23 protein-coding genes are annotated in these 20,325 nt (G+C 61.5%); 11 read left to right on the forward strand and 12 right to left on the reverse strand.

Features of this window, described 5'->3' with window-relative positions:
* The first annotated feature begins 35 nt into the window (after window positions 1-35).
* The 6 genes from ispF to rpoS all read left to right on the forward strand — a co-directional run bounded on the left by ispF (window position 36) and on the right by rpoS (window position 5,134).
* A complete protein-coding gene (ispF, locus tag TU80_RS14105; protein ID WP_017844763.1) occupies window positions 36-509 on the forward strand; it encodes a 2-C-methyl-D-erythritol 2,4-cyclodiphosphate synthase in 474 nt (157 codons plus the stop codon).
* Window positions 506-1,564 carry a tRNA pseudouridine(13) synthase TruD gene (gene truD / locus TU80_RS14110; RefSeq protein WP_046384456.1) on the forward strand — a complete coding sequence of 353 codons (1,059 nt, stop codon included), beginning with the start codon at window positions 506-508 and terminating at the stop codon, window positions 1,562-1,564. Before ispF ends, truD begins: the two co-directional genes overlap by 4 nt.
* Window positions 1,552-2,301, forward strand: coding sequence for a 5'/3'-nucleotidase SurE (gene surE, locus TU80_RS14115; RefSeq protein ID WP_017844765.1), 750 nt, complete (start codon window positions 1,552-1,554; stop codon window positions 2,299-2,301). Before truD ends, surE begins: the two co-directional genes overlap by 13 nt.
* Before the next feature lie 41 nt (window positions 2,302-2,342).
* Window positions 2,343-2,978: a protein-L-isoaspartate(D-aspartate) O-methyltransferase gene (locus tag TU80_RS14120; RefSeq protein WP_169850588.1), complete on the forward strand. Its 636-nt coding sequence runs from the start codon at window positions 2,343-2,345 to the stop codon at window positions 2,976-2,978.
* 209 nt (window positions 2,979-3,187) lie between these two features.
* Window positions 3,188-4,024 carry a peptidoglycan DD-metalloendopeptidase family protein gene (locus TU80_RS31570; protein WP_082643844.1) on the forward strand — a complete coding sequence of 279 codons (837 nt, stop codon included), beginning with the start codon at window positions 3,188-3,190 and terminating at the stop codon, window positions 4,022-4,024.
* Between the two features lie 105 nt (window positions 4,025-4,129).
* Entirely contained in the window at window positions 4,130-5,134 is a 1,005-nt protein-coding gene (rpoS, locus tag TU80_RS14130; RefSeq protein WP_017844767.1) for an RNA polymerase sigma factor RpoS, read from the forward strand.
* Between the two features lie 190 nt (window positions 5,135-5,324).
* Here rpoS and TU80_RS14135 read toward each other — a convergent pair whose 3' ends face one another.
* Entirely contained in the window at window positions 5,325-5,534 is a 210-nt protein-coding gene (locus tag TU80_RS14135) for a cold-shock protein (protein WP_002554837.1), read from the reverse strand.
* A gap of 399 nt (window positions 5,535-5,933) precedes the next feature.
* Here TU80_RS14135 and dcd point away from each other — a divergent pair, with 399 nt between their 5' ends.
* Window positions 5,934-6,500: a dCTP deaminase gene (dcd, locus tag TU80_RS14140; RefSeq protein ID WP_017844768.1), complete on the forward strand. Its 567-nt coding sequence runs from the start codon at window positions 5,934-5,936 to the stop codon at window positions 6,498-6,500.
* Window positions 6,501-6,607: 107 nt separating this feature from the next.
* Window positions 6,608-6,805, forward strand: coding sequence for a hypothetical protein (locus tag TU80_RS14145; RefSeq protein ID WP_057004722.1), 198 nt, complete (start codon window positions 6,608-6,610; stop codon window positions 6,803-6,805).
* Window positions 6,806-7,038: 233 nt separating this feature from the next.
* On the opposite strand, the gene TU80_RS14150 is transcribed toward TU80_RS14145, so the two are convergent.
* The 10 genes from TU80_RS14150 to TU80_RS14195 all read right to left on the reverse strand — a co-directional run bounded on the left by TU80_RS14150 (window position 7,039) and on the right by TU80_RS14195 (window position 15,698).
* Complete coding sequence (locus TU80_RS14150) at window positions 7,039-7,803, reverse strand: ABC transporter ATP-binding protein (protein WP_010563548.1); 765 nt, start codon at window positions 7,801-7,803, stop codon at window positions 7,039-7,041.
* A gap of 13 nt (window positions 7,804-7,816) precedes the next feature.
* A complete protein-coding gene (locus tag TU80_RS14155) occupies window positions 7,817-8,935 on the reverse strand; it encodes a succinylglutamate desuccinylase/aspartoacylase family protein (protein ID WP_057004723.1) in 1,119 nt (372 codons plus the stop codon).
* Window positions 8,936-8,944: 9 nt separating this feature from the next.
* The gene (locus tag TU80_RS14160) at window positions 8,945-9,655 is read right to left on the reverse strand and encodes an ABC transporter permease (protein WP_017844772.1); all 711 of its coding nucleotides are present in this window, start codon (window positions 9,653-9,655) and stop codon (window positions 8,945-8,947) included.
* On the reverse strand, window positions 9,652-10,380 hold the full coding sequence (locus TU80_RS14165; protein WP_057004724.1) for an ABC transporter permease: 729 nt from the start codon (window positions 10,378-10,380) through the stop codon (window positions 9,652-9,654). The genes TU80_RS14160 and TU80_RS14165 overlap by 4 nt, the downstream gene beginning before the upstream one ends.
* Before the next feature lie 57 nt (window positions 10,381-10,437).
* A complete protein-coding gene (locus TU80_RS14170; protein ID WP_046384451.1) occupies window positions 10,438-11,217 on the reverse strand; it encodes a transporter substrate-binding domain-containing protein in 780 nt (259 codons plus the stop codon).
* Window positions 11,218-11,480: 263 nt separating this feature from the next.
* Window positions 11,481-13,922: a penicillin acylase family protein gene (locus tag TU80_RS14175; protein WP_046384450.1), complete on the reverse strand. Its 2,442-nt coding sequence runs from the start codon at window positions 13,920-13,922 to the stop codon at window positions 11,481-11,483.
* A gap of 102 nt (window positions 13,923-14,024) precedes the next feature.
* Window positions 14,025-14,225, reverse strand: coding sequence for an SEC-C metal-binding domain-containing protein (locus tag TU80_RS14180; protein WP_003189235.1), 201 nt, complete (start codon window positions 14,223-14,225; stop codon window positions 14,025-14,027).
* Window positions 14,222-14,704: an LEA/WHy family protein gene (locus TU80_RS14185; protein ID WP_046384449.1), complete on the reverse strand. Its 483-nt coding sequence runs from the start codon at window positions 14,702-14,704 to the stop codon at window positions 14,222-14,224. The genes TU80_RS14180 and TU80_RS14185 overlap by 4 nt, the downstream gene beginning before the upstream one ends.
* A 21-nt stretch (window positions 14,705-14,725) precedes the next feature.
* Entirely contained in the window at window positions 14,726-15,196 is a 471-nt protein-coding gene (locus TU80_RS14190) for a YchJ family protein (protein ID WP_017844777.1), read from the reverse strand.
* A 4-nt stretch (window positions 15,197-15,200) separates the two neighbouring features.
* Window positions 15,201-15,698, reverse strand: coding sequence for a DUF6231 family protein (locus tag TU80_RS14195; protein ID WP_017844778.1), 498 nt, complete (start codon window positions 15,696-15,698; stop codon window positions 15,201-15,203).
* A gap of 190 nt (window positions 15,699-15,888) precedes the next feature.
* On the opposite strand from TU80_RS14195, the gene TU80_RS14200 reads away from it, so the two are divergent.
* Together TU80_RS14200 and TU80_RS14205 are read left to right on the forward strand one after the other, a co-directional pair.
* Window positions 15,889-16,584 carry a PA1041 family peptidoglycan-binding anchor lipoprotein gene (locus TU80_RS14200; protein ID WP_046384448.1) on the forward strand — a complete coding sequence of 232 codons (696 nt, stop codon included), beginning with the start codon at window positions 15,889-15,891 and terminating at the stop codon, window positions 16,582-16,584.
* Between the two features lie 171 nt (window positions 16,585-16,755).
* A complete protein-coding gene (locus tag TU80_RS14205; protein WP_046384447.1) occupies window positions 16,756-17,514 on the forward strand; it encodes a hypothetical protein in 759 nt (252 codons plus the stop codon).
* Between the two features lie 102 nt (window positions 17,515-17,616).
* On the opposite strand, the gene TU80_RS14210 is transcribed toward TU80_RS14205, so the two are convergent.
* Entirely contained in the window at window positions 17,617-18,081 is a 465-nt protein-coding gene (locus tag TU80_RS14210; protein WP_057004725.1) for a CopD family protein, read from the reverse strand.
* Between the two features lie 99 nt (window positions 18,082-18,180).
* On the opposite strand from TU80_RS14210, the gene dinG reads away from it, so the two are divergent.
* Window positions 18,181-20,325: an ATP-dependent DNA helicase DinG gene (dinG, locus tag TU80_RS14215; RefSeq protein WP_017844782.1), complete on the forward strand. Its 2,145-nt coding sequence runs from the start codon at window positions 18,181-18,183 to the stop codon at window positions 20,323-20,325.

Below are 20,325 nucleotides of genomic sequence, written 5' to 3' on the forward strand. Positions count from 1 at the left end.
GAATCACGCCCTGAATTAAATCGGGGCGTTTTTTTATGCGTATTGGCCACGGCTACGATGTGCACCGTTTCGCTGAAGGCGATTTCATCACCCTGGGCGGCGTGCGGATCGCGCACCACCATGGGTTGCTGGCTCATTCCGACGGCGATGTCCTGCTGCACGCGTTGAGCGACGCCTTGCTCGGCGCCGCGGCGCTCGGCGATATCGGCAAGCACTTTCCGGACACCGACCCGACCTTCAAAGGCGCGGACAGCCGGGTATTGCTGCGCCATGTGGTCGGCCTGATCCACGCCAAAGGCTGGAAGGTCGGCAACGTCGATAACACCATCGTGGCCCAGGCGCCGAAAATGGCCCCCCACATCGAGTCGATGCGCGCGTTGATCGCGGCGGATCTGCACATTGAATTGGATCAAGTGAACGTGAAAGCCACCACCACCGAAAAGCTCGGGTTTACCGGTCGTGAAGAGGGCATCGCGGTACATTCCGTCGCTTTGTTGCTGCGCGCATGAACGACTTGCAACTGCTGGGCCCGAGGGCCTATGGCGAGGCCTTGGGCAGCGCCGTGCTGAAGGCTACCGCGGAAGATTTCCAGGTCGACGAAGTGCTCGATATCCCGCTGAGCGGTGAGGGTGAGCACCTGTGGCTGTGGGTGGAAAAGCGTGGCCTCAACACCGAAGAAGCCGCGCGCCGGATCGCCAAGGCCGCCGGCGTGCCGTTGCGCACCGTCAGCTATGCCGGGCTCAAGGATCGCCAGGCGTTGACCCGCCAGTGGTTCAGTGTGCAACTGCCGGGCAAGGCCGATCCGGACCTGAGTGGCGCGGAAAACGACACCCTCAAGATCCTCAAGACCGGCCGCCACAAGCGCAAGCTGCAACGCGGTGCTCATTCGGCCAACGGTTTTACCTTGCGCCTGACGCAACTGGCGGGGGATCACGCGGCCATCGATGCGCGCTTGCAACTGATCGCCCAGCACGGCATTCCCAATTATTTCGGCACCCAGCGCTTTGGCCACAACGGCGGCAATGTGGTGGATGCGCGTGAGTGGGCGGCCCGCAAGGCCTTGCCGGAGCAGCGCAACGTGCGTTCGCGGTTGCTGTCGACGGCGCGCAGTTACCTCTTCAACAAAGTGTTGGCGGCCCGTGTCGCGGACGGTTCCTGGCAGCGTGCGCAGGTCGGCGATCTGCTGGCCTTCACCGACAGCCGCAGTTTTTTCCCGGCGGGGGAGGCTGAATGCAGCGACCCGCGCCTGGCGATCCTCGATCTGCACCCCACCGGACCGCAGTGGGGCGAAGGCGATTCGCCAGCCAGCGGTGCAACCCAGGCGCTGGAGCAGGCGGTTGCCGCCAGTGAGGCCGACCTGCGCGATTGGCTGGTGAATGCCGGCATGAGCCAGGAACGTCGCATTCTGCGACTGCCCATTGGCGGGTTGACGTGGCATTATCCCGGGCCTGACATTCTGCAATTGGAATTCGTCCTGCCGGCCGGATGCTTCGCCACTGTCTTGGTGCGCGAGCTTGTTGATCTGGTGCCGGTGGGGCAGACGGACAGCCCATGCGTATTCTGATATCAAATGACGACGGTGCCACCGCACCCGGCCTCGCCGCGCTTCATGCTGCGCTGGCGGATTACGCCGAGTGCGTGGTGGTTGCCCCCGACCAGGACAAGAGCGGCGCCAGCAGTTCGCTGACGCTCGACCGTCCGCTGCACGTGCACGTTCTGGCCAATGGCTATATCAGCGTGAACGGCACCCCCACCGACTGCGTACACCTGGCGATCAACAGTTTGTTGGATCAGGAGCCGGACCTGGTGGTGTCGGGCATCAACCTCGGCGCCAACCTGGGGGATGACGTGCTGTATTCCGGCACGGTGGCGGCGGCCCTGGAAGGGCGTTTCCTGGGGCGGACCTCGTTTGCCTTTTCGTTGACCTCGCGTCAATTGGACAACCTGCCGACGGCCGCGCATTTCGCGCGCAAGCTGGTGGAGGCCCACGGTTCCCTCGATCTGCCGCCCCGGACGGTGCTTAACGTCAATATCCCCAACTTGCCCCTCGAGCATATTCGCGGTATCCAGCTCACGCGCCTGGGCCATCGCGCCCGCGCGGCGGCGCCGTTGAAGGTGGTCGACCCGCGTGGCAAGGAAGGTTATTGGATCGCCGCTGCGGGCGATGCCGAAGACGGTGGGCCGGGCACTGACTTTCATGCGGTGATGCAAGGCTATGTATCGATTACCCCGTTGCAGCTCGATCGCACCTTCAGTGATGCCTTCAGTAGTCTCGATGGCTGGCTGGAGGACTTGCGCTGATGGCTCGTGAACAAGACGACCTGTTGCGTCGCGGCATCGGGATGACCTCCCAGCGCACCCGCGAGCGTCTGATCCAGCGCCTGTACGAAGAAGGCCTGTCCAACGCCCAGGTACTGGAAGTGATCCGGCGCACGCCCCGGCACCTGTTTGTCGATGAGGCCCTGGCCCATCGCGCCTATGAAGACACGGCGTTGCCGATCGGGCATAACCAGACCATTTCCCAGCCGTATATGGTTGCGCGCATGAGCGAGCTGCTGCTGGCGGCGGGCCCGTTGGACAAGGTGCTGGAGATCGGCACCGGTTCCGGCTACCAGACTGCCGTGCTGTCGCAGTTGGTGGAGCGCGTGTTCTCGGTGGAGCGCATCAAGGTGCTGCAGGATCGCGCCAAGGAACGCCTGGTGGAACTGAACCTGCGCAACGTGGTGTTCCGCTGGGGCGATGGCTGGGAAGGCTGGCCGGCGCTGGCGCCGTATAACGGCATCATCGTCACCGCGGTCGCCACCGATGTACCGCAGGCGTTGCTCGATCAACTGGCCCCCGGCGGTCGGCTGGTGATCCCGGTGGGTTCCGGCGAAGTGCAACAATTGATGCTCATTATCCGTGAAGACGAAGGCTTTTCCCGGCATGTGCTCGGCGCCGTGCGTTTCGTGCCGTTGCTCAATGGCCCGCTGGCCTGATCATTTATTCGCGAGCAGTGAATTCTGTTGGCGGCGATGTGTCTTACGGCGGGGTCTATAGAGTCAACATGATCGGTCGTTGGTTTTAAACGCGATGAATCTTTCGTTTCAGTCGTGTGCCAGTAAAAAGCCAATGCCCAGTTATACTTACGACATATTTCAAGCCTGATACAGGCATTCATGTTCAGCCACCACAAAGGGAGCGGCGGGTGAGTCTCACAGGTCTTGCGCAGCGTATGAGTAAAACAAGCTTTCAGCGACTGGTGCTTGGCCTTGTCTTGAGTTCCTTATTGGCGGCTTGTTCGAGCGCGCCTTCCGGGGGCGCGAGGGTGGTTGATCGCACGAATGCCGCGCCGCAGAAGCCGACCGTAACCACGGGGCAGTATGTGGTGCGCAAGGGCGATACGCTGTTTTCGATTGCCTTCCGCTATGGCTGGGACTACAAGGCGCTCGCCGCGCGCAACAATATTCCGGTGCCCTACACGATACATCCGGGTCAGACGATTCGCTTCGATGGACGCACCGGTTCAACACCGACGTCAGTGGTGACAAACACCACATCTTCGCCCTCGTCCTCGAGCAAAACCACGATCATCACGCGGCCTGCAGGCAGCGCCGCGCCTGCGGTTGCGAGCAAACCGGCAGCCGCGCCGCTGCCGCCTGCGGGGCCTGCGCCGACCGGCTGGGGATGGCCGTCGAACGGCGTATTGATTGGAAAATTCTCTTCAAACGGTAGTTTGAATAAAGGCATTGATATCGCCGGGGATTTGGGACAGCCTGTTTTAGCTGCATCTGATGGGACAGTGGTGTACGCCGGGAGTGGTTTGCGGGGCTACGGCGAGCTGGTCATCATCAAACACAGCGATACCTACGTCAGTGCTTACGGCCACAACCGTAGGCTGTTGGTTCGGGAGGGGCAGCAGGTCAAAGTCGGACAGACAATTGCCGAAATGGGGTCAACTGGTACAGACCGGGTGAAACTGCACTTTGAGATTCGCCGCCAAGGGAAACCTGTAGATCCTCTGCAATTCCTACCCCGTCGTTGATGTGTTGCCAGCCTGTTCCCTCACGTAGAAGGAACAGGCTCCAGCGTTGCCAAGGATAAAGGCGTCGCTTGAGCTTGAGGTCGAACTCACCAAAGGACTATAACAATGGCTCTCAGTAAAGAAGCGCCGGAGTTTGACATCGACGATGAGGTTCTCCTTACGGAGACCGGCATCGCTATGGAATCGATGTCGAATGAGGGAATGGCTGTACCTTCAGTTCGCACCAAATCCAAGAACTCCACTGCGTTAAAGCAACATAAGTACATTGACTACACGCGGGCGCTCGATGCGACCCAGCTGTACCTCAATGAAATCGGCTTTTCCCCTCTGCTGACTCCCGAAGAAGAAGTCCATTTTGCGCGCTTGTCGCAAAAGGGTGATCCGGCTGGGCGCAAGCGCATGATTGAAAGCAACCTGCGCCTGGTGGTGAAAATCGCCCGACGCTACGTCAATCGCGGGCTGTCCCTGTTGGACCTGATCGAGGAGGGCAACCTGGGCTTGATCCGGGCGGTGGAGAAGTTCGACCCCGAACGCGGCTTCCGCTTCTCGACCTATGCCACCTGGTGGATTCGTCAGACCATCGAACGGGCGATCATGAATCAAACCCGCACGATCCGGTTGCCGATCCATGTGGTCAAGGAGCTCAACGTCTACCTGCGGGCGGCGCGTGAGCTGACACAAAAACTCGATCATGAACCCTCTCCCGAAGAAATCGCCAACCTGCTGGAAAAACCGGTGGGCGAGGTCAAGCGCATGCTCGGTCTTAACGAGCGCGTGTCTTCGGTCGACGTCTCGCTGGGCCCGGATTCGGACAAAACCCTGCTGGACACCCTGACGGATGATCGCCCGACAGACCCTTGCGAGCTGTTGCAGGACGATGATCTTTCCCAAAGCATTGACCAGTGGTTGTCGGAGCTTACGGACAAGCAGCGCGAGGTGGTGATTCGCCGCTTCGGCCTGCGCGGTCATGAGAGCAGCACCCTGGAGGATGTAGGCCTGGAGATCGGCTTGACCCGTGAGCGGGTGCGGCAGATCCAGGTAGAAGGGCTCAAGCGCTTGCGTGAGATCCTGGAGAAGAACGGCTTGTCGAGCGAGTCGTTGTTTCAGTAACGACGCGGTCTGAATGTGGGAGGGGGCTTGCTCCCGATGGCAGTGGATCAGTCACTGGATGTATTGACTGACCCACTGCCATCGGGAGTAAGCCCCCTCCCATATTTTTTGCGCTCATGCATGCCCAAATCCCAGGCATAAAAAAACCCCGCTTTTAAGGGCGGGGTTCTTTCGACTGAGTCAGTACAAGTTAGATAACTTGAACTTCTTCAGCTTGCATGCCTTTCTGACCGCGGGTAGCGATGAAAGAAACCTGTTGGCCTTCTTTCAGGCTTTTGAAGCCGTCGGATTGGATAGCTTTGAAGTGAACGAACAGGTCGTCACCGGATTGTGGAGTGATGAAGCCGAAGCCTTTTTCATCGTTGAACCACTTAACGGTACCAGTTTGGCGATTAGACATGGTGTATCTCCTTGGACAAAGTTAACTGCGACTCAGGAAAAGCCCTGGCCGAGACTGAGTGCAAAGAGCAGGAAAAATTCTTGGAGATGGTTGGATCGAAATTCAACATATCGTGTAGAGATTCTCAGTGACACAAGCAGCACAGTGGCGCCACCTTAACCCTTTTTCCGGAACGTGCCAATGGTATTTCCGAAGGTTTCTCTAATTTCGTGACTGGCGGTGGTATTTACGTCCGTCGTGCAAGCCGATTCTGGTCCCGGCCCCAATGGACGCGGCTTGTACAAGGCGGGCATTGATCAACACATTCGTCAACAAAAGCCCCACGCCCTTTGAACCCCAACGCCTGCCCCGGTAAGATGCCCAACAGAATTTTTCCACCTCGCTATCAGGACACCCGCCATGAGCATCAAATCGGACAAGTGGATTCGCCGCATGGCGCAAGAGCACGGCATGATCGAACCGTTCGTTGAGCGCCAGATCCGTGGTGACGACGCCGATCGCGTGATTTCGTATGGTGTTTCCAGCTACGGCTACGACGTGCGTTGTGCCGATGAGTTCAAGGTGTTCACCAATATCAACTCGGCGATCGTCGATCCGAAGAACTTCGACGAAAAGAGCTTCGTCGACGTCAAGAGCGACGTGTGCATCATCCCGCCCAACTCCTTCGCCCTGGCGCGCACCGTGGAGTTCTTCCGTATTCCCCGCGACGTGCTGACCATCTGCCTGGGTAAAAGCACTTACGCGCGCTGCGGCATCATCGTCAACGTGACGCCGCTTGAGCCTGAGTGGGAAGGTCACGTCACCCTGGAATTCTCCAACACCACCACCCTGCCAGCGAAGATCTACGCCAACGAAGGCGTGGCGCAGATGCTGTTCCTGCAGTCCGATGAGGCCTGTGAAGTGTCCTATAAGGACCGTGCTGGCAAGTACCAGGGCCAGCGCGGCGTCACCTTGCCACGCGCTTGATCGAAAGCTCCTACGCGTAAAGGGAATTAGTCTGCGGAAAGTGACTCTATTGGGTGTACTGCTTCGGTGCGTGCAATGCGCGCCGAGCCACGCTTGAGGAGTACCTTATGAAGCTCGACCCGCGAATCAGCGCCGAACTCGCCCGGCTTGAACCCAACCAGATTGGCGTGATGGCGTGGTCCCTGATGGCCGACCCTGCCTATGCGGGTGGTCTCCCCGGTCAACCTGACCCGGATTCCCCTGAGCCTACCGCACCTGGCGAACCGACCCTTCCGGACGAGCCGCCACCCGCGCCGATGGCCTGATGCCTGCAGATTGGAATATGGTCAGTCCTTCCGCGGGCTGGCCATTTCTCCTGGCGGCCGATCACAAATATCTGCCGTGTTGCACTCAGTATCCCCAGCAAAGCCCCAAAACGCGGGCAGCGGGCCGCCTGCGCGCTTATCGTGGATTGCCGCGCTCAAGCGCATGGGCCGGCTGGGCGGGCTCTCAGAGCGCTTAGGCGGCGCAGGGGGCGCGTGGGAAGATCGGCGAAGGCTTACTTCAGATTGCCACTCAGGAACTGTTGCAGGCGCTCACTCTTCGGGTTGCCCAGCACATCCTCCGGCGTGCCTTGCTCTTCCACCAGGCCCTTGTGCAGGAACAGCACCTGGCTCGACACCTTGCGCGCAAAGCTCATCTCGTGGGTCACCATGATCATGGTGCGGCCTTCCTCGGCCAGGCCCTGGATCACCTTCAGCACTTCGCCCACCAGCTCCGGGTCGAGGGCCGAGGTGGGTTCGTCGAACAGCATCACTTCCGGTTCCATCGCCAGGGCGCGGGCGATGGCCACGCGTTGCTGCTGGCCGCCGGAGAGAAATGCCGGGTATTGATCGGCCACGCGGGCCGGCAGTCCGACTTTGTCCAGGTAGCGACGGGCACGGTCTTCGGCGTCTTTCTTACTGCAGCCCAGCACCCGGCGCGGGGCCATGGTGATGTTTTCCAGCACGCTCATGTGGCTCCACAGGTTGAAGTGCTGGAACACCATCGCCAGGCGTGTGCGCAGGCGCTGCAGCTCGGCATCGTCGGCCACGCGCATGCCGTGGCGGTCGCTGACCATGCGGATCGGCTTGTCATCCAGGGTCATCGCGCCGTCGTTGGGGGTTTCCAGAAAGTTGATGCAGCGCAGGAAGGTGCTCTTACCCGAGCCGCTGGCGCCGATCAGGCTGATCACGTCACCGGTCTTGGCCTTGAGCGAGACGCCTTTGAGCACTTCATTGTCGCCATAGCTTTTATGCAGGCCTTCAACGGTCAGTTTGTACATGGGGCGTGCATCCTCAAGGCGAAAGTAGGTAGCCGCTGCGGTAGGCCTCTGAGCCTGCGACATGGCCGATGACCATCCCCGCAGTGGCCATGCGCCGTAGCGAACGGGCGTAAAGCAGGCCGGCGTTTTGACAATGCACAGGCGTTACGCGGTCAGTAATGGGGTCGATGATTTCGGCGATCAGTTGCCCGGCTTCGAGGTATTCGCCGGGCAAGGCGCTGAACACCAGCAGGCCGCCGACCGGCGTCGCCACCGGTTCGACACCCGCCAGCGGGGTGGCCGGGTAGGGCAGGGCGGGCAGCGGTGCCACGTCGCCGGCAATCGCGCCGAAGTGAATCAGGTAGTCGATGATCGCCTGGCAGTCGAGGCCGGCCAGGCCGTGGTTGACGTCACCCTGGCCGCGCAGCTCGACGGTCACCGAAAAGCTGCCCATGGGGATCGGGAAGCGCTCGCCGAAGCGTTGCTGCAATTGCCACCACACCAGGCTGAAGCACTCATCGAAAGATTGCCCGCCGGAATCGGTGGCCAGCAAGTTGGCCTCCGAGCCGATATAGCGCGCCAACGGCTCCACCTGCGGCCAGGCCTCGGGCGTGGTGTACAGGTGCGCCACGGCTTCGAAATCGCAATGCAGGTCGAGCACCATGTCGGCATCGCAGGCCAGGCGTTGCAGCACCAGGCGCTGAGACTGCAACTGCGTCGCGGCGGTTTGTGCGGCCAGCGCGGTGGAGAGTGCCGTGCGGATCAATTCGACGTTGCGCTGGGGATCATCCCCGAGCATATCCTCGACCCGATCGCCCACCTCTTCACTGAGGTCGACAAACAGGCGATTGAAGTTCTGCCCGCTTTCCAGCTCATAGCGGCCCAGCGGGATGTCCATCAACACTTGTTCGAGGCCCGCCGGGTTGGCGATCGGCACCAGCACTATCTCGCTGCGCAAGCGCCCGGCGGCGACCAGTTGCGCCAGGCGCGCCTTGAGGTGCCAGGCCACCAGCATGCCCGGCAATTCATCGGCATGCAGTGACGACTGGATGTAGACCTTGCGTTCGGCCAGCTCCGGGCCGAAGTGGAAACTGTGAATCTGCCGTGCCGTGCCAGGCACGGGCGCGATCAGTTCATGAACCTGATGACGCATGAAGGCTCCTTAGTGGCTCGGCCCGAGGAAGGCCAGCCAGCGGCGCTCCGCCAGACGAAACAGACCGACCAGGGCAAAGGTCACGGTCAGGTAGATCAGCGCAGCGATGCCGAACGATTGAAAGGTGAGGAACGTGGCCGAGTTGGCGTCCCGGGCCACTTTGAGAATGTCCGGGATCGTCGCGGTAAACGCCACTGTCGTCGAGTGCAGCATCAAAATCACTTCGTTGCTGTAGTACGGCAATGAACGGCGCAGGGCCGACGGCATGATGACATAGGCGTACAGCTTCCAGCCGCTGAGGCCGTAGGCTTTGGCCGCTTCGACTTCGCCGTGGGCCATGCTGCGGATCGCCCCGGCGAAAATCTCCGTGGTGTAGGCGCAGGTGTTGAGGGCAAAGGCCAGGACCGTGCAGTTCATCGCATCGCGAAAGAACGCATCCAGCACCGGTTGGGCGCGCACGGCGGCGATGCTGTAGATGCCGGTGTAACAGATCAGCAATTGGATATAGAGCGGCGTGCCGCGAAACAGGTAGGTGTAGAACTGCACCGGCCAGCGCACCAAGGGATTGCGCGACACCCGGGCGATGGACAGCGGAATCGACACCAGGAAGCCGATCACCAGCGAGGCGCTGAGCAACCACATGGTCATGGCCAGGCCGGTGATGTGCTGGCCGTCGCTGTAAAGGAATGGGCGCCAGTATTCCTGCAAGAGTTCGATCATCGCACGGCCTCCCGCGAGCCTGCCGAATAGCGACGTTCAAGACGGCGCAGGACAAAGTTGGACGCACTGGTGATCAGCAGGTAGATCAGTGCGGCGATCACCAGGAAGTAAAACAGCTGATAGGTGCTCTTGCCGGCGTCCTGCGCGGCCTTGACCAGATCCGCGAGGCCGATGATCGACACCAGTGCGGTGGCCTTGAGCATTACCATCCAGTTGTTGCCGATGCCCGGCAGGGCAAAGCGCATCATTTGCGGGAAGGTCACGTAGCGAAACCGCTGCCCGCGCTTGAGGCCGTAAGCCGTGGCGGCTTCCAGTTGACCACGGGGCACCGCGAGGATCGCGCCGCGAAAGGTTTCGGTGAAGTACGCACCGTAAATAAAGCCCAGGGTGATCACCCCGGCGCTGAATGGGTCGATTTCGATGTAGTCCCATTCCATGAAGTCGGTAAGACCGGTCAGCCAGGTTTGCAGGCTGTAGAAAATCAGCAGCATCAGTACCAGGTCGGGCACGCCACGAATCAGCGTGGTGTAGAGCTGGGCGGGAATGCGCAGGAAGGGCAGGCTGGACAGTTTGGCGCTGGCGCCGAGCAGGCCCAGCAACACGCTGACGGCCAGGGACAGCACCGACAACTTGAGGGTCATCCAGGTGCCTTGCAGCAACAGCGGGCCGAAACCCTTCAAACTGAACGCGCTCAGCCCGAGGGTTTGCAACAGTTCTTCGAACATAAATCAGGACCTATGGCGATAAAACAGCGCCCCTCCCGGGAAGGGGCGCCCCAGGCATTATTTGCCGCTGTACAGGTTCAGATCGCCAAAGTGTTTCTTCTGGATGCTGGCGTAGGTGCCATCATCGTGTAACGCTTTGATACCTTTATCCAAAAGGGCCTTCAGCTCAGTGTTACCTTTTTTGATACCGACCGCGGTTTTCGACGGCAGCAATGGGTCGTCGATGGCCGCGCTGACTTCGTAACCGGCACCGGCCGGCGACTTCAGGAAGCCCAGTTCGGCTTGCAGCATGTCCTGCACGGAGGCGTCGAGACGGCCGGAGGTCAGGTCAGCGTAGACCTGATCCTGGTTGGCGTAGGCCTTGGTGGTTACACCGGCTTTATCCAATACGGCCTTGGCATAGGCTTCCTGGATGGTGCCTTGCTCGTAGCCCACGGTTTTGCCCTTGAGCGACTCAGGCGTGGAGTAGCCGGCGCCCTTCTTGAATACCAGCGAAGTCGGGCCGGAGAACAGCTCGTTGGAGAAGTCGATGGCCTTCATACGGGCTTCGGTGACGGTCATGGACGAAATCACACCGTCGAATTTGTTGGCTTTGAGGCCTGGAATCATGCCGTCGAAGTCGCTTTCGACCCACTTGCACTTGACCTTCAGCTCGGCGCAGATCGCATTGCCCAGGTCGATGTCGAAGCCCACCAGGCTGCCGTCAGCGGCTTTGGACTCGAACGGCGCGTAGGAAGGATCGACACCAAAACGCAATTCCTTGTATTCCTTGGCCAAGGCGGAACCAGCGGCCATGCACAGAGCCAGTGCAGAAAGGGTCAGCAATGCTTTTTTCATTATGTAATCCCTGGAAACCAAGATAAGCGCTTGTGGCGCGTTTAGGACTGTTACTGAACGGTGTCAGACGGATCACAAGTAGCAATTTCTGCACCATAGTTCCGAATGCAGCTCCGAATGATCGTTTTAAAAGGTGAGAGGAGGGAGCTATGAGTATAGGAGGTGCCCGAAAATGGGCATGAAAAATAGGCTGCACTATTTTGGATCGAGCGCAGATTAAAAAATGTGGGAGCAGGCTTGCCTGCTCCCACCTGTTGGTACGGTTATTTGCCGGGCGTGAGGGTCAGCCTGGCTTTCCCATACACCTTGTCAAAGTTCTGCGGCTGCATCGGGAAGCTCAGGTATTGCGCCTTGAGCGACGGATCGATGCCATTGGCATAGTTCGGGCTGACCGGGTTGCCGGACTGGCCGATACCGCCCTGGCCCGTCATCGGTTCTGCCTGGCCGAAGTCGACAATCATGCGCAGTGCCGGCACTTGGGTGGTGTCGAAACTCTCCCCCCAGTTGTACGGCGCCGGGTTCAGGGTGTTGTGGTCGCCGCCGCTGGCCAGCGGGCCGCGGATCACCTGGCCATTGCGGTTCTTCCAGGTGGTGCTGTGCAGTTTGCCCCACTGCCAGGCCTTGTGATCGGTACCCAGTTGGCTGTCGCCGGCAGTGATCGCAGCGGCCAGGCTGCGGGCGAGGATCGTCGGCTTGTCTTCTTTCTGCGCGGTGCGGACATCGTCCCAGAACGGGCTGTCTTCACGGCCCAGCAGGTGGTCGGCCTGGGCGGCGTAGGACAGGCTCGCGTTGCTGACAAAGGCTTTCCAGCTGGCGCTGTTTTGCGGGCCGAGTTCGTCGAGGAAGATCTGTTTGCTGCTTTCCTGCAGGAACAGCTCATACATCGCTGCGTCGGCGGACGTCGGCGTCAGGCGGCCGTCAAACGCCATCAGACGATTCAGCGCTTCACGGGCCTTGGCCTGTTCGGCCGCGGGCAGCGCAGCGATCGCCTGTTTCAGCGGCTGCGCCATGCCCGGCGCCTGGAACATGTTCTTGAGCTTGGCGGCGAACGTGGTGGTCTGGTCGTATTGCATGGCGATCATGCTGCGGCTGTCATGCTTGCCGGCATTGGCCAATTGCGCCAGGCGCTCGCTGCGCTCCGGAGCGTCCCAGGAGTTGGACAGTTGCATGCCATAACCGCGCGGCGCGGTACGTTGGTTGGCGGTGCCGATCCAGCCTTGGGCCGGGTCCTGGTCATAAGGGTGCAGCATCGCGTCGGCGTAACCGTCCCAGTCGAAGCGCGCATCCCAGCCCGGCGAGGGCAGCAGGCCTTCGCCTTCGCGGCGGTTGGGGAAGCGCCCGGTAACCTGCCAGCCGATGTTGCTGGCATCGGCGAACACCATGTTCAAGGCGATGGCGCGGATTTCCCGGGTCGCATCCGAGGCCTTGGCGGCGTTTTGTGCGCGGGACAGGTCGAAGAACGCATCAAGGCTCTTGTCGTCCTTGAAGTCCGCCGTTTGCAGGGCCAGGCCCAGCCCGCTGGTCAGCGCCTGGCTGCTGTTGAGCAGGGCGCCGTGGCGGGTTTCGTACACCACCTCACGAATCGAGCGTTGGCCTTTGATGAAAAAGGTCTCGTTGCGCACAGCGGCCGGTAGCCATTTACCGTTGTTCTCGTAGTACAGCGCGCTGCCCTGGCGTTTGACCTTTTCCAGGAACAGGTCCTGGGTGTCGCCCTTGACCGTGCTCATGCTCCACGCCACTTTGCCGTTGAAGCCGGACAACAGGGTCGGCAGGCCGGCGATCGAGGCGCCGACGGCCTGGTATTTCGGTGCGCGGATCTGCACGTAGTTCCATGGCGACGGGGCTTGCGGCTGGGCGGCGAGGTCATTGGCCAGCAGGCTCTTGCCGCTGCGGCTGCGTTGCGGGCCGATGGCCCAGTTGCTCGAAGTGGTCACCGCCAGTGAGTTGAGGCTGCTCAGTTGCTGGCTGACCGTGTCCAGCCCGGCCAGGCCGGTGATCTGGCTCAGGTTCACGCCCTTGAGCTTGTCGGCTTCGGCCAGGGGGATCGGCTCGTCCGGCGCGCTTGGGGTGAGCCAGGCGAGTTTGTCGACACCGACCTTTTGCGCGAGCACCAGCGATGACAATTCTTCCTGCAGGTTGGCCGACTCGCTGAAATTCAACAGGCAGAACAACAGCGCCGAATCTTCCGGCTTCCAGTACTCGGGTTTGTAGCCGGTCTGGGCCAGGTCCGGCGGCAGCTTGTCGCGGTAGCGGAACAGGTAGGCGTTGACGCCGCGGGCATACACTTCAAAGAAGCGCTTGAGGCGCGGCGACGAGGCGTTGTAGAGCTCGCCGGCGCTTTTTTTCAGGTTGACCGCGCGCATGAAACGGTCGACATCCAGCACCTCGGGGCCGGACATTTCCGCCAGACGGCCCTGGGCCAGCAGGCGCAACGTGACCATCTGCGTGATGCGGTCGCTGGCATGCACATAGCCGAGGCTGAACAGCGCGTCGTGGAAGGTATTGCTTTCAATCAGCGGCATGCCCTGGGCATTGCGGCGTATCGAAACATTCTGCGCGAGGCCCTTGATCGGCTGGACGCCGGTAACGGGTGGCAGGGTGTCCTGGGTGCTCTGGAGCTGGCAACCGGCCAGGCTTAATGCACTGGCCACTGCCGCGGCAACGCCGAACCGGGGAAGAAAATGTGAAAGGGCTGGCGAGGCCATGGCAAAGCTCCTGCGGGGGGTAGCGTCAGTAAAGGCGCTACGTTAGTGAGCGCGGTGAAACGACGCAAGCAGGAGCTAAAGCTTATTTTCAGTAGCCAGGTTTCAAGCGCCGTGGCACTTCTTGAATTTCTTCTCGCTGCCGCACGGGCATGGATCGTTGCGGCCAACGTCTTTCAGGGCGTTGCGCACCGGCTCCTGGTGAGCGTGGCCGCAGTTCGGGCCGTGGACATGACCGTGGTCGTGATCATGGTGATCGTGATCGTGGTTGCAGTCAGGACCATGGACATGGGGTTGCTGAGTCATCGATGTCGCTCCGGAATAAAATCGCCGGGGATTATCTCGCCATTGTGGTCCACGCGCACGTCATTACCGATGAATAATCCGGTTTTCAGCTCGCCTTCCAGCCGATAAGGCACGGGCCGGTCGGGGTTTTTCAGCATCTGCACGACGTCACGGATCTGCGGCCAGAGGTTGGTGCGTACCGAGATCTTGAAAAAGGCGTGGCCACGCGGCGGCACGGTGAGCCATTCGTTGGATTCGCCTTCGGTCAGCAGCAAGCGACCCAGGGTGACCTTGTAGATCAGGCCGCGCACCGTGAGGTCGGCGTCGTCGCGGTTATCCACGCGGAAATACAGCTTGAACTTCTGTTCGAGCAACTTGGCCCGCACCACTTCGACCTTCACCAGGGCGACGTGGGGCGGTGGGGCATCGTCCTCGAACCATGAGGCGCAGCCACTCAAGCCAAGGGTCAACGCCAGCAACAAGCTGTAAGTGCGGAGCATGGCGCGATCCCTGTGAGGTGGTTAGAGGTAGCTGGAGCAACACTTCTTGAACTTCTGCCCACTCCCGCAGACGCATGCATCATTGCGTCCGGCCTTCACTTCCACGGTGGGGTCGATGAAGTACCAGTGTCCCTCATTCTGTACGAAAGAGGACTGTTCGCGGTGGCTGTGTTCGCCGGTGCTGTCATGCCAGCGCGCGGTAAACGTCACGAACGCATGTTCCGGCTGGCCGCCGAACACCTCGGAGCTTTCCACTTCCAGGCCGAGCCATGTGCTCTGGGCGCTCCAGGTGGCGATGGCATCACGGTCCAGGCCGGCCTGCTGCGCAGGCAACGTGGTAGCCACCAGGTAGTCCACCAGGCCCAGTACGTAGGCGCTGTAGCGCGAGCGCATCAGCGCGGTGGCGCACGGCGCCGGGTGGCCGGCGTGATAATGGCCGCAGCACGCGTCCAGCAGGTTGCCGCTGCCACAGGGGCAAATGGATGTACTCATCGGGTTACCACCAATACTTTCCGAAGTTTTCCGGGTTGGCCCAGAAGCGGGCGTTGAGCCAGTCCGGCACCTGTTTATAGTCAAGCAGATCATAGGTAAACAGCGTCAGTACCTGCTCATCGCGCTGGAAGCGCTCGCCGGCCTGCAGGGCCAGGGAGAAGAAGTCAGTGTCTTTCCAGTCGCAGGCGCCCAGGTCGACCAGCACCGCAATGCGGCTGGCATTGAGGTTACGGATGCCGCCCAGCAGGGTCAGGCCTTGTGGTTTTGACAGGTGCTCCAGGCAATCGACCACCAGCGCCAGGTCAAAACGCTGCGCCGCGAGGTCCGCCGGCAGCGCGCCAGGCGTCGCGACGGACACCTGGGTCTCAGGGTGCGCCTTTTGAAAGGCCTCCAGCGCCGGGAACTGGCTGGCACCCAACAGCAACAGGCGTTTGGGCTGGTGCAAATCGAGCAAGGCAGCCAGGGCTTGCTGGGGTGTACGGGAAGAAATACCAGCGGTCATCAGAGATCCTCACATCAGGACCCTAGAGACTAGCGCGGCTGAGCGTGCGGGCCTAGAGCGGGTGGTTGCGAAAAGTCCTTCAAGTACGCCCATCCTCAATGAATCCGGGGGTGTGGCGTACTGGCGCAGTTGAAAGGAGCGGTCTTTACTCCACCCATCGGCCCCTGCCGATCCCCTCAGGAGAAATCAAATGAGCATCATGCGGACAGCTCTACCCTTGGTTCTGCTCACCGGAGTATTGACAGGTTGTGCAGGTTTGCAAAAAACCGATTGGCCCACCTGCGCCGCCGTGGGCGGCGTGACCGGTGCGGCGATCGGTGCGACGGAAAGCTCAGCCTATGCCGGCTACGGCGCGTTGTTGATCGGCGGCATGGCCGGCGCCTATTGCTGGGTACACGGCGATGGTGACGAAGACGGCGACGGCGTGCCGGACAGCCGCGACAAGTGCCCCGGCACGCCGAAAGGCGTACAGGTCGATGCCAATGGTTGCCCTCCTGCGCCACCCGCGGCGGTGGTTGAAGAGGTGGTTGTGGTCAAGGAAGAAACCATCGTGATTCGCGATGTCCACTTCCAGTTCGACTCGGCGAAGCTGACGGCGGCGGATAAAACCGCGCTCGACACCATCGCCACCCGCCTGAAACGCGAAGCCCCGAGCGCCCAGTTGCGGGTCAGCGGGCATACCGACAGCGTCGGCAAGGACGCCTACAACCAGAAACTCTCGGAAAAACGCGCACATTCGGTGACGGACTACCTGATCGGCGCCGGTGTGCCTCGCAGTAACTTCGTGTCGGTGACCGGTGCGGGCGAAAGTCATCCGGTGGCTGACAACAAAACCGCTGAAGGCCGTGCCCTGAACCGCCGCGTAGAAATCCAGATCAACCGCTGACAGGCCTTGCCCCTGTGGGATTCCACAGGGGCATCGTTGGCGATCCTCGCTGAAACCGCCGCCTTCTCAAGTTTTTTGATCCTTCACTGGCAAATCGCCTGTAGAAGTCGTTACTGTGCGCCCAAAGAAAAATTTGAAATAACAAATTCCCCATCACTCAGGAGCCCCATGATGCGTAAGGTTTTTCTGTTGGCCCTGTTGGTCAGCCCCGTTGCCCTGGCCCAGAGCGTGAGTGTTGAAACCAACTCGTTGATGCGCTTGCCCAGCAGTACCAGCGTATTGCAGCTGGAACGCCTGGACGTCGCGGACTACGGCACGTTGCTCATCCCGGCCACGATCAGCCAGGTCTCGGTGGATGAGTTGCACCTGGGCCGCGAAGCACGCATCGCCATCGCTCCGGGGAGCACCGGGCTGCAATTGCAGGCGCGGCATGCGCAACTGGAACATGGCAGCCAGATCACCTCGCGTGGCGCTCCCGGTACCCACGAAAAACCAGCCAGGGCCGGACGTGACCTGACCTTGCGCATCAATGCCCTGACGGCGCAGGAACTGTCGGTGGATGCCCGTGGTGGCGCTGGCGCCCAAGGTTATGCCGGGCTGGACGGCGCCAACGGCGAAGACCCGGGTTGCACTTGGGGCTCCGCTGGGCGCGGCGCCAACGGTGATAACGGTGGCGACGGGTTGCCTGGCGCGGCGGGTGCGCAGGTGCGGGTCGAACTGCCGCAGGACTTCCCAAGCGACAAGATCAAGGTCTGGGTCGATGGCGGCGCGGGCGGTTTGGCGGGGACGGCGGGCAAGCCTGGGCGTGGCGGGCAATCCAAGGGTTGCCTGGTGTACCGCGCCGATGGTGGCGAGAAAGGCCGGCCAGGGGTGGAAGGGCAGCCGGGGCCGGCCGGGCCTGCGGGAACTGTGACCATTCAGCGACTTTGAGTCGTTCGATCTGACGTCATCGGGAGCACGCCCCCTCCCACATTTGGAATGCATTTCAAATGTGGGAGGGGGCGTGCTCCCGATGGCCGTTTAAGGCACGTCTCAGAACATCGGCCGCGCCGAAGCAATCGCGACCACCACCAACCCAACGAGCAGGTTAATGCCCACCAGCTTGCGGATCTGCCCCAGCACCGCCGCCCCGGCCGGCCAGTTTTCAGCCGCCACCGCTGTGCGCAATTCGGGGAACTTCAACGCCTGGATGCGGATGAACAGCGCCGTCATCACCACATACAAGCCCATCATCACCTGCACGTAACGCGGTGCGGTTTCAAACCCGCTGAAGCGCAGTTGCAACAGGCCGACACCGCTGATCGGCAAAACCAGCACCGCCACCCAAACCCACACGAAAAAACGTTGAAACACATTCGCCCACAGCTTGAGCCGGGCAGGGCCCTCGAGGGCCGCCACAGCGGCCGGGCGCAGGATCATCCAGGCGAAAAACATGCCGCCGACCCAGATCAGGGCGGCCAATACATGCAGGGTGTAAACGAGGCTGAACACGGTCATTGCGGTACTCCGTTCTGCGCGGGATTAATTAGCGGGGTATGATAGCGGTCGATCCGAACCACTGAAAATTTATCCAGCGTTTTTTGCGCCCGACTATCCATGATCAGCACTGAACTCAAAACCACGATCCAGGGCGCCTATTCGCGTTTTCTCGAAGCCAAGAGCTTGAAACCGCGCTACGGCCAACGCCTGATGATCGCCGAAGTGGCCAAGGTCCTCGGGGATATCGACACCGACGACGAAGGCCGGCGCAGCGGTGACCCCGCGGTCGTGGCCGTCGAGGCCGGCACCGGTACCGGCAAGACCGTGGCCTACAGCCTGGCGGCGATTCCCACCGCCAAGGCCGCCGGCAAGCGCCTGGTGATCGCCACCGCCACCGTCGCCCTGCAGGAGCAGATCGTCTACAAAGACCTGCCCGACCTGATGCGCAACAGCGGCCTGAACTTCACCTTCGCCCTGGCCAAGGGCCGTGGCCGCTATATGTGCCTGTCCAAGCTCGACGTGCTGCTGCAGGAAGGCCACGCGCAAACCGCCACGGCCTCCTTGTTCGAAGAAGAAGGCTTCAAGATCGAAGTCGATGAAGTCAGCCAGAAGCTGTTTACCAGCATGATCGAAAAACTGGCCGGGAATAAATGGGACGGCGACCGCGACAGCTGGCCCACCGCCCTGGAAGACGCCGATTGGGCGCGCCTGACCACCGACCACAGCCAATGCACCAACCGTCATTGCCCCAACTTCGGCCAGTGCGCCTTCTATAAAGCGCGCGAAGGCATGGGCAAGGTCGACGTGATCGTCACCAACCACGACATGGTCCTCGCCGACCTGGCCCTGGGCGGCGGCGCCGTGCTGCCGGACCCGCGCGACACGCTCTACGTATTCGACGAAGGCCACCACCTGCCCGACAAGGCCATCGGCCACTTCGCCCATTACACGCGCCTGCGCTCCACCGCCGACTGGCTGGAGGCCACCGCCAAGAACCTCACCAAACTGCTGGCCCAGCACCCGCTGCCCGGCGACCTGGGCAAGCTGATCGAACAGGTGCCGGAACTGGCGCGGGAGATCAAGACCCAGCAGCAGTTCATGTTCAGCGCCTGCGAGCAGGTCGCCGACTTCAAGCCCGGCGAAGACGTCGAGGGCCGCGAGCGCCCGCGCCATCGCTTTGTCGGCGGGCTGATCCCCGAGCACATGCGTGAAATGGGCGTCGAACTGAAGAAGGGTTTTTCGCGCCTGACCGACCTGTTCACCCGCCTGACCGACCTGCTCAAGGAAGGCATGGACGGCGAGGTCAACATCGGCATCGCCAGCAACCAGGCCGAGGAATGGTACCCACTGTTCGGCAGCCTGTTGTCCCGCGCCCAGGGCAACTGGGAGTTGTGGACGGCCTTCACCGTCGAAGACCCGGAAGACAACCCGCCCATGGCCCGTTGGCTGACCCTGTCGGAAAGCGGTGCGCTGTTCGATATCGAGGTCAACGCCAGCCCGATCCTTGCGGCGGAAATGCTGCGGCGCAACCTGTGGAACGTGGCGTATGGCTGCCTGGTCACCTCGGCCACGCTGACCGCCCTGGGCACCTTCGACCGCTTCCGCATGCGCGCCGGCCTGCCGAAAAAAGCCGTCACCGCCGTGGTGCCGAGCCCGTTCCATCATGCTAACGCCGGTGTGCTGCGCGTGCCTGACCTCAAGGCCGACCCTCGGGATGCGCCGGCCCACACCGCCGCGATCATCCGTGACTTGCCGGAGCTGGTCGAAGGTTCACGCGGCACCCTGGTGCTGTTCTCGTCGCGCAAACAGATGCAGGACGTGTTCGACGGCCTCGACCGCGACTGGCGCAAGCAGGTGTTTATCCAGGGCAACCTGTCCAAGCAGGAAACCCTGAACAAGCACAAGGCGCGGGTCGATGGCGGCGATTCCAGCGTGCTGTTCGGCCTGGCGAGCTTTGCCGAGGGCGTGGACTTGCCCGGTGCCTACTGCGAACACGTGGTGATCGCCAAGATCCCGTTCTCGGTGCCGGATGACCCGGTCGAGGCCGCGTTGGCCGAGTGGATCGAGGCCCGTGGCGGCAACCCGTTCATGGAAATCTCGGTGCCGGATGCGTCCCTGAAGCTGGTGCAGGCCTGCGGGCGCTTGCTGCGGACCGAAGAAGACCGGGGCACCATCACCTTGCTGGACCGCCGTCTGGTCACGCAGCGCTATGGCAAGGCCATCCTGAATGCCTTGCCGCCGTTCCGGCGCGAAATTTCTTAA

This window comes from Pseudomonas veronii, from assembly GCF_001439695.1.
Lineage (GTDB): Bacteria > Pseudomonadota > Gammaproteobacteria > Pseudomonadales > Pseudomonadaceae > Aquipseudomonas > Aquipseudomonas veronii.